General features: G+C 63.1%; 18 protein-coding genes. 4 read left to right on the top strand and 14 right to left on the bottom strand.

Going from position 1 to position 20,195, the window contains the following annotated elements:
* Window positions 1-20: 20 nt before the first annotated feature.
* From D3879_RS06020 to D3879_RS05985, 8 genes are all read right to left on the bottom strand, one after another.
* Window positions 21-917, bottom strand: a complete 897-nt coding sequence (locus D3879_RS06020; RefSeq protein ID WP_119953158.1) for a peptidoglycan DD-metalloendopeptidase family protein — start codon at window positions 915-917, stop codon at window positions 21-23.
* Window positions 918-1,108: 191 nt separating this feature from the next.
* Window positions 1,109-2,011, bottom strand: coding sequence for a response regulator (locus D3879_RS06015; protein WP_119953157.1), 903 nt, complete (start codon window positions 2,009-2,011; stop codon window positions 1,109-1,111).
* A gap of 177 nt (window positions 2,012-2,188) precedes the next feature.
* Window positions 2,189-2,929, bottom strand: a complete 741-nt coding sequence (gene phoU / locus D3879_RS06010; protein WP_119953156.1) for a phosphate signaling complex protein PhoU — start codon at window positions 2,927-2,929, stop codon at window positions 2,189-2,191.
* Window positions 2,930-3,056: 127 nt separating this feature from the next.
* Complete coding sequence (pstB, locus tag D3879_RS06005; protein ID WP_119953155.1) at window positions 3,057-3,890, bottom strand: phosphate ABC transporter ATP-binding protein PstB; 834 nt, start codon at window positions 3,888-3,890, stop codon at window positions 3,057-3,059.
* Window positions 3,891-3,965: 75 nt separating this feature from the next.
* A complete protein-coding gene (pstA, locus tag D3879_RS06000) occupies window positions 3,966-5,636 on the bottom strand; it encodes a phosphate ABC transporter permease PstA (RefSeq protein ID WP_119953154.1) in 1,671 nt (556 codons plus the stop codon).
* Window positions 5,637-5,796: 160 nt separating this feature from the next.
* Window positions 5,797-8,082 carry an ABC transporter permease subunit gene (locus D3879_RS05995; protein WP_119953153.1) on the bottom strand — a complete coding sequence of 762 codons (2,286 nt, stop codon included), beginning with the start codon at window positions 8,080-8,082 and terminating at the stop codon, window positions 5,797-5,799.
* A 172-nt stretch (window positions 8,083-8,254) separates the two neighbouring features.
* A complete protein-coding gene (locus tag D3879_RS05990; RefSeq protein ID WP_119953152.1) occupies window positions 8,255-9,220 on the bottom strand; it encodes a PstS family phosphate ABC transporter substrate-binding protein in 966 nt (321 codons plus the stop codon).
* 240 nt (window positions 9,221-9,460) lie between these two features.
* Entirely contained in the window at window positions 9,461-10,756 is a 1,296-nt protein-coding gene (locus D3879_RS05985) for an MFS transporter (RefSeq protein ID WP_119953151.1), read from the bottom strand.
* A gap of 308 nt (window positions 10,757-11,064) precedes the next feature.
* On the opposite strand from D3879_RS05985, the gene D3879_RS05980 reads away from it, so the two are divergent.
* Window positions 11,065-11,466, top strand: coding sequence for an acyl-CoA thioesterase (locus tag D3879_RS05980; RefSeq protein WP_119953150.1), 402 nt, complete (start codon window positions 11,065-11,067; stop codon window positions 11,464-11,466).
* A 222-nt stretch (window positions 11,467-11,688) separates the two neighbouring features.
* Here D3879_RS05980 and D3879_RS05975 read toward each other — a convergent pair whose 3' ends face one another.
* From D3879_RS05975 to D3879_RS05960, 4 genes are read right to left on the bottom strand one after another with little or no spacing between them, the layout of a single operon-like run.
* On the bottom strand, window positions 11,689-12,885 hold the full coding sequence (locus D3879_RS05975; RefSeq protein WP_119953149.1) for an ABC transporter permease: 1,197 nt from the start codon (window positions 12,883-12,885) through the stop codon (window positions 11,689-11,691).
* Window positions 12,885-14,096 (bottom strand): ABC transporter permease, encoded by a 1,212-nt coding sequence (locus D3879_RS05970; protein WP_119953148.1) that lies wholly within the window; start codon window positions 14,094-14,096, stop codon window positions 12,885-12,887. Before D3879_RS05970 ends, D3879_RS05975 begins: the two co-directional genes overlap by 1 nt.
* Window positions 14,096-14,782, bottom strand: a complete 687-nt coding sequence (locus tag D3879_RS05965) for an ABC transporter ATP-binding protein (protein ID WP_119953147.1) — start codon at window positions 14,780-14,782, stop codon at window positions 14,096-14,098. The genes D3879_RS05970 and D3879_RS05965 overlap by 1 nt, the downstream gene beginning before the upstream one ends.
* On the bottom strand, window positions 14,779-15,930 hold the full coding sequence (locus tag D3879_RS05960; protein WP_119953146.1) for an efflux RND transporter periplasmic adaptor subunit: 1,152 nt from the start codon (window positions 15,928-15,930) through the stop codon (window positions 14,779-14,781). The genes D3879_RS05965 and D3879_RS05960 overlap by 4 nt, the downstream gene beginning before the upstream one ends.
* Window positions 15,931-16,181: 251 nt before the next feature.
* Between D3879_RS05960 and D3879_RS05955 the strand changes: the two genes are divergently transcribed.
* On the top strand, window positions 16,182-17,105 hold the full coding sequence (locus D3879_RS05955; protein WP_119953145.1) for a D-hexose-6-phosphate mutarotase: 924 nt from the start codon (window positions 16,182-16,184) through the stop codon (window positions 17,103-17,105).
* A 161-nt stretch (window positions 17,106-17,266) separates the two neighbouring features.
* Here D3879_RS05955 and D3879_RS05950 read toward each other — a convergent pair whose 3' ends face one another.
* Window positions 17,267-17,572, bottom strand: a complete 306-nt coding sequence (locus D3879_RS05950) for a DMT family transporter (RefSeq protein WP_119953144.1) — start codon at window positions 17,570-17,572, stop codon at window positions 17,267-17,269.
* Window positions 17,573-17,583: 11 nt separating this feature from the next.
* Window positions 17,584-18,222: an FMN-dependent NADH-azoreductase gene (locus D3879_RS05945; protein ID WP_119953143.1), complete on the bottom strand. Its 639-nt coding sequence runs from the start codon at window positions 18,220-18,222 to the stop codon at window positions 17,584-17,586.
* 139 nt (window positions 18,223-18,361) lie between these two features.
* On the opposite strand from D3879_RS05945, the gene D3879_RS05940 reads away from it, so the two are divergent.
* Together D3879_RS05940 and D3879_RS05935 are read left to right on the top strand one after the other, a co-directional pair.
* Entirely contained in the window at window positions 18,362-19,243 is an 882-nt protein-coding gene (locus D3879_RS05940) for a LysR substrate-binding domain-containing protein (protein WP_119953142.1), read from the top strand.
* 194 nt (window positions 19,244-19,437) lie between these two features.
* Window positions 19,438-20,091, top strand: a complete 654-nt coding sequence (locus tag D3879_RS05935; protein ID WP_119953141.1) for a peroxiredoxin — start codon at window positions 19,438-19,440, stop codon at window positions 20,089-20,091.
* Window positions 20,092-20,195: the final 104 nt, after the last annotated feature.

Here is a 20,195-nt window from a genome sequence, read left to right as displayed (position 1 = left end):
CTCGGGCTGCGCCCGCTGCCTCACTCGCCGCCGACGGCGAAGTTCGGCAGGCTGTTGACCGGCTGGGCGAAGTCGAAAGGAATCGACTCCAGCGCCAGGCCGACGTTGCGCTGCACCACGAAGTGCAGGTGCGGGCCGCTGCTGTTGCCGGTATTGCCGGAGCGCGCCAGTGGCGTGCCGAGCTCGACGCGCTGGCCTTCGCTGACCAGCACCGAGCCGCGCATCAGGTGCAGGTAGACGCCCATGGTGCCGTCGTCATGCAGGATGCGCACATAGTTGCCGGAAGGGTTGTTGCCACGGCCGCTTTGACCGTTCTCGGTTTTCACCACCACCCCCGCCCGCGCCGACACGATGGGCGTGCCTTCCGGCATGGCGATGTCGATGGCGTAACGGCCCTTCGGGGTGAAGTGGCTGTACTTGCCATTCGCCCCTTGGGTCATCCGAAACGGCCCGCCCCGCCAAGGCAGCGGATAGTCGTAGAGCAGCGGCTGTAGTCGCGGGTCACCGAGGGCGGTGCGCAGCTTCGGCGTGTAGTGCAGTGGTTTGTTCGGGTCAAGTGGGGCCAGAGTCGCCAGGCGAATCTTGCTGCGCGCCGGCAGCACCCAGCGAATCGGCTCGTCCGGCGCACCCGAGGCGTTTTCCACCCCCGTCAAACGCAGCTCCACTTCCACCGGGGCGTACAGGTCATTGCGCACCAGCAAGGTTTCGCCGGCCGCGTGCTTCTTGGTTTCCAGCTTTACCTGCAACTCCAGCCGCTCGACCATCCGGTCGCGAAAGACGAACACTTGCGCGCCCGCCTTGGCCTTGTCGGTGTAGGTGACCACGCCATTGGCGTCGGTGTATTTATAGATGGTCAAGGCCGCAGCCGGACTGGCCGTGGCGAGCAGACCACAGAGAAGGAATATGCGCCCTAGCATAACTGCACAGTTCTTATGGTTATGGGTATCTGAGCTGGCAAGACTAGCAGCGTGCCCTACCGCACGCGAGATACCGACGGTCGGGCTGTGACGAAGCTCGCGTAGGTTTTGTAGAGCCCACCAAATGCCGGGGGAAAGCGCCGCCCCTGCGGGCCGGATGGTGGATTACGCCGCTACGCGGCTAACCCACCCTACGCACCGGGGACGAAGTGCTTCTGCACCGAGCCACGGGCGATCAGGCGCGACAGATAATCGAGCTTCTGTGGATCACGGTCGACGAAGCGGAAGTTTAGCTGCAGCCATTCGCTGTCCGGCTTCGGCTCGAACGCGGCGACGGCGTGCAGATAACCGTTCAAGCGGGCCACTTCACCACCCTCGCCCTGCTCCAGATCGAGCACTGCGCTTTCCAGCACTTGCGGCAGCAACTCGACTCGCTTCACCACCAGCAAGGCCTCCTTCAGGCTCAGGGCTTTGATCACGCACGCCAGGTTGCCGCCGGGCAACCGTAGCTGACCTTGACCACGGCCGCCGGGCGCCGGTGCTGCGGGCTTGGCCGAGGTCGCCGGTGCCGCTGCCAGCGGACGGACGCTGGCAGGCGGCGCGATCGGCTTGACCACATCGGCTCTACCGCCGGTCAGCGCCGACAGCGAGTCGTTGGCGAAGGCCGAGTTCATCGGCTTGCCCGGCGCGCTGGCGACCAGGACCTCCAGCCTACCGGCCCGACTCAGGGCCTTCTTGACCTTGGTGATCAGTTGCTCGTTGCTGAAGGGTTTGCCGATAAAGTCGGAAACCCCGGCCTGGATTGCCTGCACCACGTTGTCTTTATCACCACGGCTGGTGACCATGATGAACGGCACGCTCTTCAGGTTGTCCTGCTCACGGCACCAACTGAGCAGCTCCAAGCCCGACAGCTCGGGCATTTCCCAGTCGCAAAGAATCAGGTCGAAGCTTTGCCGCGCAAGCAGTTGCTGGGCCTTGCGCCCGTTCACCGACTCTTCGATTTGGATACCTGGAAAGTGATTGCGCAGGCCTTTTTTCACCAAGTCGCGGATAAACGGCGCGTCATCCACCACCAGCACACTGACTTTGCTCATCGACCACCCCATTCCACGAATGGCGCTAAGCATAGCCCTGGCGGCTGGCCAATTGCCAAACTGGATTGCCGATGCAGTGCATTAGCCGGAGCAGCCAGCGTCACCGGCCAGCAGAAAGCACAACGCCCGGCACAGGGCCAGGCGTCGTGACAGCGTTCAAGGCTTGAGCGCGAGTACTTAGTTGTCTTTGGTTTTATCCGCGCTGCCTAGCACTTCCTCTTCCATCCGCGCGAGACCGAGATGCTTCACGTCGGTGCCGCGTACCAGATAGATCACCAGTTCGGCGATGTTGCGTGCATGGTCGCCGATGCGCTCCAGCGAGCGCAGCACCCAGATGATGCTGAGCACGCGGGTGATCGAGCGCGGGTCTTCCATCATGTAGGTGACTAGTTCGCGCAGCGCCGTTTTGTATTCGCGGTCGATCTGCTTGTCGTACTTGGCCACCGACAGCGCCAAATCGGCATCGAAACGGGCGAAGGCATCCAGCGCTTCCTGAACCATCTTGCGCACCTGATCGCCGATATGCCGCACCTCGACGTAACCGCGCGGAGCCTCGCCTTCTTCGCACAGCTGGATAGCACGCTTGGCGATCTTGGTCGCTTCGTCGCCGATGCGCTCGAGGTCGATCACCGACTTGGAGATGCTGATGATCAAGCGCAGGTCGGAAGCCGCCGGCTGACGACGAGCGAGGATACGGATGCACTCCTCGTCGATGTTGCGTTCCATCTGGTTGATCTGGTCGTCGATCTCGCGCACCTGCTGGGCCAGCCCGGAGTCGGCGTCGATCAGCGCGGTCACCGCGTCGTTGACCTGCTTCTCAACCAGGCCGCCCATGGCCAGAAGGTGACCGCGCACCTCTTCCAGCTCGGCGTTGAACTGCTGAGAGATGTGATGAGTAAGGCTGTCTTTGCTGATCATCTCGGGGAATCCTGTAGTGGCCGCTGTTACTCCCTCTCCCTTCAGGGAGAGGGCCGGGGAGAGGGCGCTAGCCCCACTATCCCCTCTCCCTAACCCTCTCCCCAGGGGGGAGAGGGAACTGCCTGAACTAGCCGTAGCGACCGGTGATGTAGTCTTCAGTCTGCTTCTTGGCCGGGTTGGTGAACAGCGTATCGGTATCACCGAACTCGATCAGTTTGCCCATGTACATAAACGCCGTGTAATCGGAAACCCGCGCCGCCTGCTGCATGTTGTGGGTAACGATGACGATGGTGTACTTGGACTTCAGCTCGTAGATCAGCTCTTCCACTTTCAGGGTCGAGATCGGGTCGAGCGCCGAGCACGGCTCATCCAGCAGCAGCACTTCCGGCGAAACGGCGATGGTGCGGGCGATCACCAGACGTTGCTGCTGACCACCGGAGAGGCCGAGCGCCGACTCGTGCAGGCGGTCTTTGACCTCGTCCCACAGCGCACCACCCTTGAGGGCCCACTCGACCGCTTCATCGAGCACGCGCTTCTGGTTGATGCCCTGGATACGCAGGCCGTAGGCGACGTTCTCGTAGATGCTCTTGGGGAACGGGTTGGGCTTCTGGAACACCATGCCGACGCGCCGACGCAGTTCGGCCACATCTTCGCCTTTGCGATAGATGTTGCTGCCATCCAGATTGATCGCGCCGTCCACCCGACAGCCGTCGACCAGATCGTTCATGCGGTTGAAGCAGCGCAGCAGGGTCGACTTGCCGCAACCGGACGGGCCGATAAAGGCGGTGACGCGCTGCTTGGGGATATTCATCTTGACGTCGAAGAGCGCCTGCTTGTCGCCGTAGAACAAGCTCAAACCAGGTACTTCCAGGGTCACGGCTTCTTCAGCCAGTTGCAGATTCTGTTTTTCACGGCCGAGGGCAGAGATGTTGATGCCGTGGGGCTGCGCTTCATGCTGCATGGGAAACTCCATACGCTAACAATTCGTTCGTTGAGCCATCCCCTCTCACCAGTGGCGAGAGGGGGCTTTAAGCTATCAGTGATCCAGCGCCTTGTACTTCTCGCGCAGGTGGTTACGGATGGCCACGGCAGATAGGTTGAGCCCGGCGATCACCAGCACCAGCAACAAAGCGGTGGCGTACACCAGCGGCCGCGCGGCCTCGACGTTGGGGCTCTGGAAGCCGACGTCGTAGATATGGAAACCCAGGTGCATGATCTTCTGGTCCAGGTGCAGGTACGGGTAGTTGCCATCCACCGGCAGCGACGGCGCCAGCTTGACCACCCCAACCAGCATCAACGGCGCTACTTCACCGGCTGCACGTGCCACGGCCAGGATCATGCCGGTCATCATCGCCGGGCTGGCCATCGGCAGCACCACCTTCCACAGGGTCTCGGCCTTGGTTGCACCGAGCGCGAGGGAGCCTTCACGCACCGCCCGCGGAATCCGCGCCAGACCTTCTTCAGTGGCCACGATCACCACCGGCACCGCGAGAATCGCCAGGGTCAGCGAGGCCCACAACAGCCCCGGGGTACCGAAAGTCGGCGCCGGCAAGGCCTCCGGGAAGAACAGTTGATCGATCGAGCCACCCAGCACATAGACGAAGAAGCCCAGGCCGAACACGCCGTAGACGATCGCCGGCACCCCGGCGAGGTTGTTCACCGCGATGCGGATCACTCGGGTCAACGCGTTCTGGCGTGCATATTCACGCAGGTAGACTGCCGCCAGCACGCCGAACGGGGTGACGATCACCGCCATGATCAGGGTCATCATCACGGTGCCGAAAATCGCCGGGAAGATGCCGCCTTCGGTGTTGGCTTCACGCGGGTCGTCGCTGAGGAACTCCCACAACTTGCTGAAGTACATGCCGACCTTGGTGAGCAAACCCATGGCGTTCGGCTGGTAGGCGTGGACGATCTTGCCCAGGCTGATTTCCAGCTCTTTGCCATCGGCCTCGCGAACCACAATGCTGTCGCGATCAACCGCTTGGTGCAGCTCAAGCAACTGACCTTCCAAAGCCTTGTATTGCGCATCGAACTCGGCGACCTCTGCGGCAATATCGGCCTGCGCAGCAGCATCCAACTTGCCATCCAGCTCCAGCTTGCGCGACTTCAGCCGCAGGCGTTCGAGCTCATGGTTGATAGCGCCAATGTCTTGCTTCTCGAGCTGCTTGAGCTGCTTGGCCAAACCCACGACGCGGGCAATGCGCTCCTGCAGCGTCGGCCAGCCGGCCTCGCCTTGCGCAATGACCTTGCCCTGTTCCTTGACGCTGACCAGGTAGCCATAGAAGTTGCCCCACTCTCGGCGCTCCAGGGCCATCAGCTCGGCCGGCTTGCTTTGCCCCACCAGCCATTCACCAACCACCCAGGTAAAGTCGCTGCCGTACACATCGCGGTTGCCGACCTTGATCAGCTCACGGGTCATGAACTCCGGGCCCTGCTCCGGTACCGGCAGGCCAGCGCCTTGCAGGCGGGCGCGTGACACCTCTTCGGCCTGGACCACCTCGCCTATCAGGGTATGCACCGCTTGCCCCGGCACTTCATAACGCGCCTGCAACAGGTCCGCCGGCCAGAAATGGCCGAGGCCGCGCACCGCGATCACCAGCAGCAAGCCCAGGGTCATGATCACCGCGATCGACACCGCGCCACCGCTCAGCCAGACACCCGGTGAACCGCTCTTGAACCAGCTTTTGAGAGAATTCTGTTTCACGGAGTTCTACCTTGGTTTCAGTTCTCCCCTCTCTCTTCAGGAAGAGGGGCTGGGGGAGAGGGAGGCCATGCAAGCCGAACCAACCCTCTCCCGGCCCTACGGGCCACCCTCTCCCCGAGGGGCGAGGACCATCAGATGGGCCTCCTGTGGAGGCCGTGTTTTATAGCGCTGCGTATTTCTTGCGCAGGCGCTGACGGATCAGTTCGGCCATGGTGTTCATCACGAAGGTGAACATCAGCAGCACCAGCGCGGAGAGGAACAGCACGCGGTAATGGCTGCCGCCTACTTCCGACTCGGGCATTTCCACCGCCACGTTCGCGGCCAGGGTGCGCATGCCTTCGAACAGGTTCATCTCCATGACCGGGGTGTTACCGGTGGCCATCAGCACGATCATGGTCTCACCGACGGCGCGGCCCATGCCGATCATCAAGGCCGAGAAAATCCCCGGGCTGGCGGTCAGGATCACCACCCGAGTCATGGTCTGCCACGGCGTCGCACCGAGCGCCAGGGAACCGAGGGTCAGACTGCGCGGCACACTGAACACGGCGTCTTCGGCGATCGAGTAGATGTTCGGGATCACCGCAAAACCCATCGCCAGGCCGACGATCAGGGCGTTGCGCTGGTCATAGGTGATGCCCAGGTCATTGGAAATCCACAGGCGCATGTCGCCGGCGAAGAACCAGTTTTCCATGTGCGGGCTCATGCCCAGCGCCAGCGCGCCGATCAACAGCACCACCGGAATCAGCGTCAGGGCTTCCCAACCTTCCGGGACTCGCAGCCGGATCGACTCCGGCAACCGGCTCCACAGCCAGCCGGCCAGCAGAATGCCGATGGGGGTCAGCACCAACAGGCTGAAGATCCCCGGCAGATGCCCTTCGACATAGGGCGCCAGGAACAGGCCGGCGAAGAAACCGAGAATCACCGTCGGCATCGCCTCCATCAGCTCGATCACCGGCTTGACCTTTCGGCGCATGCGCGGCGCCATGAAGTAGGCGGTGTAGATCGCCGCGGCAATCGACAGTGGCGCTGCCAGGAGCATGGCGTAGAAGGCGGCTTTCAGCGTGCCATAGGTCAGCGGCGCCAAGCTCAGCTTGGGCTCGAACTCGGTGTTGGCGGCCGTCGACTGCCAGATGTGTTTGGGCTCGTCGTAGCTCTCGTACCAGACCTTGCCCCACAGCGCACTGAAGGAGACTTCCGGGTGCGGGTTGTTCAAGGTCAGCGGCTGCAAGGTGTTACCGGCCTCGACCAGCACCCGGTTGGCCCGCGGCGACAGGGCCAGCAAGCCAGCGCCATCGACGACCGGTTCAATTAACAAGGTGCGCTGGGCGGTGCTATGGAATACCCCCAGCTTGCCGCTGGCGTCCAACGCGACGAAGCCTTTGCGGCGCTCTTCCGGGGTGATCTGGACAATCGGCGTAGTGCCCTGCTGGAAGTCGCGAATGTGCTTCAGGCGCGGCTCGCCATCCGGGTCACGGGCCATGAACCACTGGGCGATACCGCCTTTGGAGTTACCGATGATCAGCGAAATGCCGCCGAGCAACTGAGTGCTGGCGGTGACTTCCGTATTGGCATCGTCCAGCAGTTTGTAGCGGCCGTTCAGCGAACGTTCACGCAGGTTGTAGACATCGGCATGCGCCCGTCCGTTGAGGACATACAGCCACTGCTGGCGCGGGTCGATATACATCGCCTTGATCGGCTCGGCGATCTGCGGCAGGGCAATGCGCTCCTGTTCCAGCGTGGTCTCGCCGGTCAGCATGTTCTCTTCCTGCGCCAGCGACAGCAGGTGCAGTTCATTGCCGGTGGAGGCGGCCAGCAACAGGGTGTCGCCATTCACGCTGAGGCTGACATGCTCCAGCGCACGGCCCTGCGGGTCCAGGCCCAGCGGCGCCTGGCCGTAGGGGTAATCAATCTGCGGACTGATGGTTTTCTTGTTGTCCGGGTAGGTCACTTTGTAGACATGCTTGAACGCCAATGCCTGACCATTCGACAAGCCCAGCACGACCAAGTTAGTGCCGGGCTGGTCCTGACCGAGCGAGACCACTTGGGTGCCGGCCGGCAGCGGCAAGCTGACGCGTTTCAGCTCTGCTCCCGTTTTCGCGGCAAAGAACACCACCTCGCCCTTGGCGGACACCCGCATGGCGACTTGGTTTTGCTCTTCGATGGTGAGCAGCAGCGGCTTACCGGAGTCCTGCAACCAGGCCGGGCTCTGCACTTTCTTGGCAGTCAGCTCGGCACCCTGGAACAGTGGCAGCACCACGTAGACGAGGTAGAAGAAAATCAGTGTGATCGCTGCGAGCACGGCGAGGCCGCCGACCAGCACGTACCAACGGGTCAGGCGATCTTTAAGCGCACGCAGGCGGCGCTTACGCTTGAGTTCGGGCGTATTGAAATCAATCCGCACCGGAGGGGGATTAGCAGTCATGGTGGAGTTGGCCAAATCGTTCATGCGCACACCCTAGCGGCTCTGTATTACAGAAACATGACAACGCAGTGACGCAAAAAACCCGCCGACCAGTAACACTAGTAGCGGGCTTGCGAAATGCGAGGTCAGGGATCACCCAGCCTCGCTTGAGCATTCATATCGAGGCGGCCAATAAGCCACCTAATACCTGGGCGTATTACAAGCCCAGTTCTTTCAGCACTTTCTCAGCCACTTTGGCCGGAACCGGGATGTAGCCGTCCTTGACCACAACTTGCTGGCCGGATTGCGACAGCACCATCTTCACGAACTCGGCTTCCAGCGGAGCCAATGGCTTGTTCGGCGCCTTGTTGACGTAAACGAACAGGAAGCGCGACAGCGGGTACTTGCCGTTCAGGGCGTTCTCTTCGGTGGCATCAAAAGCTTCGCCGCCTTTCTTCGACAGCGCGACAGCCTTGACGCTCGCAGTCTTGTAGCCAATACCGGAATAACCGATACCGTTCAACGACTGGCTGATCGACTGCACCACCGAGGCGGAACCCGGCTGCTCGTTGACATTGCCCTTGAAGTCGCCTTTGCACAGGGCTTCTTCCTTGAAGTAGCCATAGGTGCCGGATACCGAGTTACGGCCGAACAGCTGAACCGGCTTCTTCGCCAGGTCGCCGGTCAGGCCCAGGTCGCCCCAGGTCTTGACGTTGCCGCCGCCACACAGGCGGGTGGCGGAGAAGATGCCATCCACCTGGGCCATGTCCAGGCTCTTGATCGGGTTGTCCTTGTGCACGAACACGGCCAGGGCGTCGACCGCAACTGGGATGGCAGTCGGCTTGTAGCCATACTTTTCTTCGAAAGCCTGAAGCTCGACGTCCTTCATCTTGCGGCTCATCGGGCCCAGATTAGCGGTGCCTTCGGTCAGTGCTGGCGGTGCAGTGGAGGAGCCGGCTGCCTGGATCTGGATGTTGACGTTCGGGTACAGACGTTTGTACTCCTCGGCCCACAGAGTCATCAGGTTAGCCAAGGTGTCAGAGCCGACGCTGGACAGGTTGCCGGAGACACCGGTGGTCTTGGTGTAGGCCGGAATAGCCGGGTCAACAGCGGCAACCGCGCTTGCGGTGGCGACGCCAGCGGCGACAAAAGTCAGGGCCGCCATCAAACGCTTCAGTTTCATGCCTTACTCCTAGCAGGATAGGGGTGTGATGGAACGGGCCCAAGTATCTGCAGGCCGTATGAACACTCTATGAACCGAATGTGACAATTAGATTAAAGGCCAGCATAAAAATAAGGCCCGCAAATAGCGGGCCTTATTGCTTTTGTAGGGCGGGTGCAACCCGCCAGAGACACCGAAAGCTATCGCGATTGCCGGCGCGTTGCGCCGGTTGGTGGGTTACGGCCTACGGCCTAACCCACCCTACGCTCGATGGTCTTTACGCAACAGGTAGAGGCCAATCAGCAGACCCAGCCCGCACAGCGCGGCAACGTAATAGGCCGGGCCCAGGGGGTCGGCCTTAAGCAGCAGCGTCACCACCATCGGCGTCAACCCACCGAAGATGGCGTAAGCCAGGTTGTAGGAGAACGACAAGCCGGAAAAACGCACCACCGCCGGGAAGGCGTTGACCATCACATAGGGCACCGCGCCGATCACGCCGACACACAAACCAGTCAGCGCATACAGCGGGAACAGCCAATCCTGATGCGCGCCGAGGCGGGTATAGAAGGTCCAAGAGCTCGCCAGCAGCAACAGGCTGCCGACCACAAAGACCCGCCCAGCGCCAAAACGGTCGGCCAGGGCGCCCGCCGCGACGCAACCAAAGCTGAGGAAGACGATGGCCAGGCTATTGGCTTGCAGCGCGGTGGCCGCGTCGAAGCCATACCGGGTCTGCAACAGGGTCGGGGTCATCAGGATTACCACGATGATTCCGGCTGACAGTACCCAGGTCAGCAGCATCGACAACAGGATCGCGCCGCGGTGGTCGCGCACCACCGTCTTCAGCGGCACTTCCGCGGCCAGCGCCTTGCGCTGTTGCAACTCGGCGAACACCGGCGTCTCGTGCAGCCAGCGGCGCAGATAGACGGAGAACAGCCCGAACACGCCGCCGAGCAAGAACGGAATCCGCCAGCCGTAGGCCAGTACTTCCTCTGCGCTATATATGCTGTTGATCAGCGTCGCCACCAGCGAGCCGAGCAAAATGCCGGCGGTCAGCCCAGAAGTAAGGGTGCCGCAGGCGTAACCGACATGCCGCGTGGGCACGTGCTCGGCGACGAACACCCAGGCGCCGGGCACTTCACCACCAATCGCCGCGCCCTGAATCACCCGTAGGAACAGCAGAATGATCGGCGCCCAGAGGCCGATTTGCGCATAGGTCGGCAGCAGGCCCATCAGCAGCGTCGGCACCGCCATCATAAAGATGCTCAAGGTGAACATCTTCTTGCGCCCGAGCAGATCGCCGAAATGCGCCATCACAATGCCGCCGAGCGGGCGCGCCAGGTAACCGGCGGCAAAAATCCCGAAGGTCTGCATCTGCCGCAGCCACTCGGGCATTTCTGCCGGGAAGAACAGCTTGCCGACGACGGCGGCGAAGAACACGAAGATGATGAAGTCGTAGAACTCCAGCGCACCGCCCAAGGCAGACAACGACAGAGTTTTATAGTCGCTGCGGGTCAGCGAACGTGACGGCAGCACAGCGCTAGTGGACACAGATGACATGGCGTTAGGCTTCTCAAAGGCAGACAGCAGCCGGCGGTACGGCAGGCCCGCCCGGCAGGTGCCGCACGATAACAAATTGCCGGGAACTGACACAGCCTCTGACATCTAGCCAGTCATTTCTGGAACCGGGCAGTCGTCGCCAGACGCAACGCCCGATATACTGCCCGTTATCAGCCGCTCGCCAGGCCACAAGCCCAGCTAGAGCGGTCGGGGCTTCTGCGAATACGCCGTGGCTCAATAGCCGGGTTGCAGAGTCGCCCGATCACCACGCCCCACTTAAAGAGTTATGGGTCAGAGGCACCCTAGGCATGATCGAACTCGAACAAGAAGATCCAACCCCCCAGGGTGACTTGGCCCTGCAAATCACCGCCTTACCGCGTGAAACCAACGGCTTTGGCGATATTTATGGCGGCTGGCTGGTCTCGCAGATGGATCTCGCCGGAACGGCCATGGCCAGCAAGGTCGCCGGTGGCCGGGTCTCCACCGTCGCCATCGACCGCATGGCCTTTCTGGTGCCGGTGGCCGTAGGCGCGCAATTGTCCTTCTATAGCCAGACCCTGGAGATCGGCCGCAGCTCGATTCAGATGCTGGTCGAAGTGTGGAGCGACGATCCGCTGTCCAGCGAATGGCGCAAGGTCACCGAAGCGGTGTTCGTCTTCGTCGCCATCGACGGCAGCGGCCGCACCCGCCCGGTTCCACCGCGCCGCTGAAGCCCCGCCCCAATCGCAATTCCGTTCAGCGGTCGGTTGGTGCGTAGGTTGGCGCTGAACGAAGTGATGCCCAACAAGGAGTCGTCGCCGACTCCCAATGCTCGATCTCGAACTCGGCTGGATTCCCGCCCGAAAAGCCCGGCCGTGCAGGCCGGTTGTTGGGTATCGCCTACGGCTCAGCGCCAACCTACGTGAACGGTGCTACTTACCCAGCAAAGGCCGCTATTCACTGCGCAGCGCCGCCACCGGATGCAGACGGGCCGCCCGTCGAGCCGGAGCCAGGCCGGCGAGAATGCCGATCACCGCCGCCAGCAGCAGCGCCAGCAGCAGGAACAGCGGCTGCAGCGACAAGGGCAGGCTCGGCATGGCCAGGTGCAGTAGCCCGAGCAGCAGGCCCATCAACAGCAAGCCAAGCAGACCACCTGCCAGGGAAAGCAGCGTCGCCTCGGCGAGAAACAGCCCGAGCACCTGCCGCGGGCTGGCACCAATCGCCCGCAAGAGACCGATTTCCGCCGTGCGCTCGCCCACCGTGGTGGTCATGATCGTGAGAATGCCGACGGCACCGACCAACAGGGATATGCCCCCCAAGGCACCGATAGCCAAGGTCAGGGTGCCGAGGACGCGGTTGAAACTGCGGAGCATGTCGTCCTGGGTGGTCAGGCTGAAGTCCTCCTCGCCGTGCCGTTCGCTGAGAACCTGGCGAATCTGCCGGCTCAACGCCCGCGAAGTGGTGCCGGCACCGAACACCATATGGATTTTGACCACCCCGGTTCGGTTGAACAGGCTTTCCGCCCAATCCACCGGGATGTAGGCGATATCGTCGAGGTTGAAGCCGAGCAACTGGCCCTTCTCCTCCATCACGCCGATCACCCTGAAACGTACGCCGCCGACGCGGATCAGCTCGCCCAGCGGATTGCGTGCGCCGAACAGCTCGACACGCAGCTTATGGCCGAGCACCACATAGGGTGGCGACCGACCGTCACGGGCCACGGGCAGAAACTCGCCCAGGCTCAGCTTCATGCGCCAGGCCTGCGCCAGCTGATGGCCGCCTCCAAGAATGTCGCTGCGTCGGCTCAGTTGACCGAACTGGATATCCCCGCTGCCCTGAATGATCGGCACCGCCGCCTCGACATGCGGCAAGCGCCGCAGCGCGTCGGCATCACTGATGGTCAGTGGCCGTACGCTGCCGAGCAGGCCGCCGAGGCCACTGGTCTGCGTCTTGCCCGGGCGAACGGTGATGATCCGTGTACCGAACTGCGAGAAATTCTCCAGCACATAGCCGCGCACGCCTTCGCCGATGGCCGTGAGCAGCGCCACGGCAGCGATCCCGATTGCCACCCCGAGCAGGGTCAGCAGGCTGCGCAACGGTCGACAGGTCAGCGCCGTGCTGGTCAGCCGGAAACCATCTTGCCAGCGCATCAGTGCGCTCCCGGCGGACGTAGCGCAGCCACCGGTTCCAGCGCCGAGGCCTGACCAGCCGGCAGCCAGGCGAACAGCACCGCCGTGCCGAGCGCCAGCAGCACCGCGCTAACCCGCGCCCACCAGGGTGCGTAAAGCGGCAGATCGAATGCCAGGCGCCCCAACCAGAGCAGCGTTTCGGCCAGCAATAGCCCCGCCAGCGCTCCCATTAGGGCGAGCAGTGCCACCTCGCCGAGGAACAGCAGGCGCAACTGCGCCGCCGTCACGCCGATGGCCTTGAGCAGGCCGATCTCGGCGGTGCGCTGGCTCACCGCAATCCAGGTCACGTTCATGATCAGGATGCCCGCCACCAGCAGGCTGATCGCGGCAATCCCGGCCACCGCCAGGGTCAGCACCGCGAGAATCTCGTCGAAGGCGGCGAGCAGGCTGTCCTGGCTGATCAGGGTGATGTCTTCCTCACCCTCGTGGCGTTCCTTGAGCGCGGCGAGTATCAGCCGCTTGCTGCTGTCCAGAAAACTCGGCCCATGCACCTCGACGAACACCCGCAGCAACCCCTCGCGGTTGAACAAGGCCTGGGCACTGGCCACCGGGATGATCAACATTTCAGCGAAATCCATCCCCAGCGATTCACCACGCTCACTGAGGATGCCGACCACCCGGAAGCGTCGGTCGCCGGCGCGCAACCATTCACCCAGGGCCGGACGCGCACCGAATAGCTCACGCCTGAGTTTGCCGCCGATCACGCAGACAGCCTCGGCTTGCTCCGGGTCCAGCACCGGCAGGGGCTGGCCCTGGACGACCGTCAGTTGGCGAATGGCGAAGAAGTCCCGGGTGGTGCCCAGGGTCAGCACCTCACGATTGCGGTTGCCGACGATCACCTCCATCTGCCCGGCCTGTAGTGGCGCGACCCGGCGGATGCCCGGCAGATGGGTGATGGCCTGGACATCTTGCAAGGTCAACTCGTGCGGCGTCAGGCCGGTGAGCGGCGGCATGCGCCCAGTGGTCTCCTTGCGACCCGGGAAAACGATCAGGATGTCGCGCCCGAGCAGCGAGAACTCGTTAAGGACGAAGGCCCGCGCACCCGCGCCAAGGCCGGTGAGCAGATTGACCGCAACCACCCCGATAGCGATGGCCAGGAGCAGCATCAGGCTCCGCGAGCGGTGCCCACGCAAAGCACCGAGCCAGAAGCCCAGGGTATCGGCGGTGCGCATCAGGCCAGCGCCCGCTGCGGCGAAGTACTGACAATCCGCCCGTCGCGCATGTGCAACTGCCGCTGCGCGCGGGCGCCCAAGCTGTCGTCGTGGGTCACCACGATCAGGGTCAGCCCTTCGGCGTTGAGCTCCTCGAGCAGAGTGAAGACCTCGGCTCCGGCATGGCTGTCGAGGTTGCCGGTGGGCTCATCGGCCAACAGCAGCGCAGGTTGCATGACCATCGCCCGGGCGATGGCAACGCGCTGGCGCTGGCCACCGGACAGCTCAGCCGGGCGGTGGGCAATGCGGTCGCCCAGCCCCAGACGCGCCACCAGTTCGCTGCTGCGCTTGCGCCGTTGCGCCGCGTCGATGCCGGCGAGGACCATCGGCAGCTCGATGTTTTCCAGCACCGTCAACCGCGCGATCAGGTGGTAGGACTGGAACACGAACCCGATCAGTTGGCTGCGCAACTGGGCGCGCCGCGCTTCGCTCAGCGTCGCCGTGGCCTCGCCCTGCAGCCAGTACTCGCCGGCGCTCGGCGCATCGAGCAAGCCGAGGATATTCAGCAAGGTCGACTTACCCGAACCCGACGGCCCCATCACCGCCATATAGTCACCGGCGGCAATGTCCAGATCCAATCCGTCCAGCCCCATTACCTGCTGCTCGCCCAGTTGGAAGCTGCGGCTCCCGCCGCGCAGGCGGATCATTGCTCAGGTTCCGCGGCGTCCTCCGGGATCACCGCCACAGTATCCTTGAGCCCTTCCTGGTCGAGGCTGGCGACAATACGCGTGCCCTCGTCCAGCCCTCCGAGCACCTCGGTCCAGCGCCAGTTGCTCAGCCCGGTTTTCACGGTCACTTCGCGCAGCACCCGGGCGCTTGGGTCATAGCGCAGCACGTGTTGCCCCTCCAGCAGAGTCTCGGTGGGGATGCGCAAAGCATTGGCGCGCTGCTCCAAGAGGATCTCGACGTCGGCGCTATAGCCGGTGAGTAGGGCCAGATCGGCCGGCGGCTGGTCGAAGCGCACTTCGACATCGACGGTGCGCGCCTGCTTCTCCAGGTCACGCACATAGGGGGCGATGCGGCTGACGCGGCCGGCGAAATGCTGGCCGCGGAAGGCATCCAGGCTGATCCGTACGGCTGTCCCAGGGCGCACCCGCGCAGCGTCCACCTCATCGATCGGCGCCTCTACATACAGGCAGCTGTCATCGATCAGGTCGACCGCCGGCGGTGTAGGAATACCCGGCGGCGAAGGAGTGACGAACTCGCCGAGCTCACCGTTGATCTCTGCAACTATGCCGGCGAAGGGCGCGCGCAGGGTCGCCTGATCCAGCAGCGAGCGCTGCAGTTGCAAACTGGCGTCGGCCTCGCGGATCAGCACAGCGCTGGCACTGCACATCAACTTTGCCAAGTTAGCCTTGGTTTCGGCCTGATCCAGGCGATCAGCGGCAACCAGCTTGCGGTCAGCCAGGTGGCGCAGGCGATTGAGGTCGCGCTGGTCCAGGTGAGCCTGTTGGCAGCGCTGTTCGCGGGCGTTGCGTTGGGCCTCCAGACGCGCCTCGGCCTCCTGCAGCCGGGCCTGCTGTTCGTCCTGCCGCAGGCGCATGAGCACCTGGCCTTGCTGGACCCGCTGCCCCTCGCCGATCAGCAACTCGGCAACCTGGCCGCCGACATTGAAGGACAGATGCGAACGCCGGCAGGATTTCAGAGTACCCGCGCGAGTGTTGGCCACCAGCGTCTCCACCGGCCCACGCTCAACGTCCAACAGCCTGACAGGCAACGGCTGCGGACGATTCAACCAGCCGCCCAATACCACCAGGCAGGCCAGGATCGACGAGCCAATCAACAATTTGCGCATGTGCTGAACCTCCTCCCCACTCGGCTTCAGCCTAGGTCAGCAGGACAAAAGCACAACGCAGAACGTCATTAATCTGACTGTATTCGGACGAGTGTCAGATTAATGACGAATGAGATTTGTTCTTGCTCGCAACTGCTTCCGCGAACCGTTGCCAGCTCAACAAATTTCCTTGCCACGGCGGCGATACGGCGTCGAAATATCCCCGGAAACTGTGCCACCCTTTCCCCATAGCCATCTTGCGGAGTCCTGCCATGAACAGTGAAAAAACCACCCCACAAGTCGAGCGCGTGGAGCTGGACGAACTGGTCTGCTGGCGGGTGCGCACCGAGCAGGCGGAGCTGCTGGTGGCGCAGCAAGGCGCGCAGGTGCTGAGTTACCAACAACATGGCGAGCCGCCACTGATCTGGCTCAGCGAACAAGCGGCCTATAAGAAGGGCCAATCGGTACGCGGCGGAGTGCCGGTGTGCTGGCCCTGGTTTGGCGACCTGGCGCGCAACCCGCCCAGCGTACAGGCGATGCACCAAGGCGGCAGAATCGGCGTGCCGGCCCACGGTCCAGTGCGCGGGCTGGACTGGGAGTTGCTCGGCATCGACACCGAAGATTCAGCCGTGCGCCTGGACTTCACCTTTAGCTCAGCGCATGACAGCCTGCCGGGCTGGCCTCACGCGGTCGAACTGCAACTAAGCATCCACCTCGACGACCGCCTGAGCCTAAGCCTGACCAGCCATAACCTGGGCGACACCCCGGTCGCCCTGAGCCAAGCGCTGCACACCTACTTCGCCGTCAGCGACATCCGGCAAGCCAGCGTCGAAGGCTTAGCCGGCACCCACTACATCGAAACACTCGAAAGCTGGCTGCCCTGCCAACAAAGCGGCGCCCTGCACTTTCGCGGCGAGACGGATCGTATCTACCTGAATACCCCGGCCCAACTCAGCATCCTCGACCCCGGCTGGAAGCGACGGATTCAGCTACACACCAGCGGCTCGCACTCAGCCGTGCTGTGGAACCCATGGATCGACAAAGCCCAACGCCTCAGCCAGTTCGCCGATGACGCCTGGCAACGCATGCTCTGCATCGAAACCGCGAACGTGTTGGACGATGTACTGCAGCTCGCCGCCGGCGAACAGCAGAGCATGGCGGTGACGTTGTGGGCGGAGCCGTTGAGCAACGGATAATTACGGCCCTTGCCACCCTGAATCGGCATGTCCGGTATGAATGGAATAGTGTCAGAGTCGAGTCGGTTGCCGAAGCTGATCAAGCAGCTTCGGCAACCCCCGTCGCGCGGTCATGCGGACCGTCCCCGGCCTGGATAGCGGCCGAGTGATCACCGTTCGACTCATTTCAGCCCCGCCACTCCCGCGACGATCAAGGCAACCGAGAGCAGCTTGACGGGGGTGAAGGACTCGCCGAGCAATAACGCCCCCAGCACGACCGTCCCCAGCGTACCCACGGCTGTCCACAACGGATAGGCGATGCTCACGGGCAGCTCGCGCATCGCCAGGGTGAGGAAGTAGATTCCGCCAACCGCCGCCAGCACGGTCAATAGACTCGGCCACAGACGGGTGAAGCCGGCCGCATATTTCATGCTGAGGGCGAACACCACCTCGAATACCGCCGCGACCAGCAGAAATAACCAGGACATGTTCTTTCTCCTCAGAAGCGGGCGGCGAGCTCAGCCAGGGCACTCTCCGCGGCCCGGAAGGACGCTTCGAAAGCCAGCCCGCCGAACTCGTCGTTTTCCACCGCTATGACCGTCACGTCGATGATGCCGATAAGGCCCAGCACCGCACGCAGATAGACATCCGCATGATTCAGGTGCGCATTCACCCCGCCCGATCCGTAACCGCGATCGCCACGAGTGGTGACGATCAGCGCCTTCTTGCCCAGCACACGCGGCTTGTACTGGCTCTCGGGATCATCCGGGGTGAAGTCGAAGGTGCGGCCGATCCGCACGATCTGATCGACCCAGGCCTTCAGCCCACTGGGGATGCCGAAGTTGTACATGGGCGCCGAGATCACCAGCCGGTCGGCGGCGAACAGTTCGTCGACCAGCTCATCGCTCAGCGCCAGATCGGCCTGCATGGCCAGCGGCCGTTGATCGGGTTGGGGATGGAAGGCCGCGGCGATCCAGGCCTCGCTGATATGCGGCAGGTCCGCCCGGCCCACCTCGCGCCGCAGCAACTGCGTATCGCCCTGTTCGGCCGCGTAGGCCTGTAGGAAAGCCTCGACCAGACGCCGTGAATGGGAACGTTCACCCCGTGGGCTACCCTGAACCGCCAGAATTTTTTTCATCGCTTTCTCCTGCCTGAACGGCCTCGCCAAACGCTTGAGGCCTCTTGAAACCACAGGAGCCAAGCTATTCGCCCTGGCGGTATCGGACAAATGAGGATTACTTTATCCGGATGAATTCAATTCACCCGAGGACGCCCGCATGTTCGCCGCCCTGCCGTTGACCGCGCTCCGAACCTTCGAGTCGGCCGCCCGCCAGCTGAGCTTCAAGGCCGCAGCGCAGGAGCTTGCTGTCACCCCCACGGCGGTCTCCCATCAGATCAAGTCGCTGGAGAGCTGGCTGGGCGTCCCGCTTTTCGAGCGTTTACCCCGCTGCGTGCGCCTCACCGAAGGTGGCGAAAGGCTGTTCCACAGTCTGCACGGCGCCTTTCTCGACATGGCCCAGACCCTCGACAGCCTGCGCCCGCAACGCAGCACGGGCAGCCTGACCCTGTCGACCACGCCAGCCTTCGCCGCACTCTGGCTGATCCCCCGTCTGGGGCGTTTCTACGCTGCGCACCCCGGCATCAACCTGCGCCTCGACACCAGCACCGCACTGCTGGACCTGCATCAGGATGCCAGCGTCGATTTGGTGCTCCGCTATGGCTTCGCCGACTACCCCAAGCTGCACAGCCAATGCCTGCTGGACGAGCGTTTCGCCGTCTACGGCGCTCCGGCCCTGGTCGCCAGTGCAGAGCAAACGACCCCAACCCTGATCACCGTGCGCTGGCGCAATTCCGCCCTCTATGACCGGAGTTGGAAGGCCTGGTGTGCAGCGGCGGGCGAGGAGCGGCTGCTGGAGCAGGCGACCCTGCGCGAATACGACGAGGAGCATTACGCCCTACAGGCGGCCATCGCCGGCCAGGGCCTGGTGCTGGCCAGTTCGATCCTTGTCTCGGAGAGCCTCGACAATGGCCTGCTGCTGCCCTATCGCCCCGAAGTGACCGTGCCCGGCGCGGGCTACACTGCCCTCTGCGTCCCCGGTCGCGAGCGCCACCCGCCGGTCAAGGCGTTCTTCGACTGGTTGAGCCAGGAAGTCGGCTGAACACCAGGATGGCGCTGCAAGAGAATGGGAAGTCCGGCGAACCGCGGACACCCATCAGCCGAGCGGGCGCACTGCGCTAAGGGGCCTATACTGTTTCGCGCCGACAGGTTCGACGCGGCTACGCCAGCCTGGTCGGAACGACTGCCGCAGCGTCGGCAACCACCCCATCTCCATCACCTGCAAGGAGGTCGACCATGGCCATTCGCATTGGCGACGAAGCGCCGGATTTCACCGCCGAAAGCACTGAAGGGACCCTCCGCTTCCACGAGTGGATCGGCAACCACTGGGCCATCCTGTTCTCGCATCCGAAGGATTTCACCCCTGTCTGCACCACCGAGCTCGGTTATATGGCCAAGCTCAAGCCGGAGTTCGACAAACGCGACACCAAGATAGTCGGGCTCAGCGTCGACCCGGTCAGCGACCACCGAGCCTGGGTCGGCGACATCCAGGAGACCCAGGGCCATGCGGTCAACTATCCGATGATCGGCGATGAGAATCTGGTGGTGGCGAAGCTCTACGACATGATCCACCCGAATGCCAGCGGCGGAGCGCGCACCGCCGTGGACAACGCCACGGTGCGCTCGGTGTTCATCATCGGCCCGGACAAGAAGGTCAAGGCGATGCTGGTCTATCCGATGAGCGCCGGGCGCAACTTCGACGAAGTCTTGCGCCTGCTCGATTCATTGCAGTTGAACGCCAAGCACACCGTCGCCACCCCGGTGAACTGGAAGCCGGGCGAGGATGTGATCATTCCCACCTCGGTGTCCGACGAGGAGGCCCGGAAGAAATACCCGCAGGGCTTCAAGACGCTGAAACCCTATCTGCGCGTGGTGGCACAACCGAGGTAACGAGCGTTGCCTTGATGGATAAGGGGGCGCACGAGGCGCCCCTTTTCTTGATTCTTCACGAAATTCCGGGATGGTGGCTCACACCGGATAGGCAAGATAGTTGC

It is taken from the genome of Pseudomonas cavernicola (assembly GCF_003596405.1).
Lineage (GTDB): Bacteria > Pseudomonadota > Gammaproteobacteria > Pseudomonadales > Pseudomonadaceae > Aquipseudomonas > Aquipseudomonas cavernicola.
This window is presented reverse-complemented; position numbering and strand designations above follow the sequence as displayed.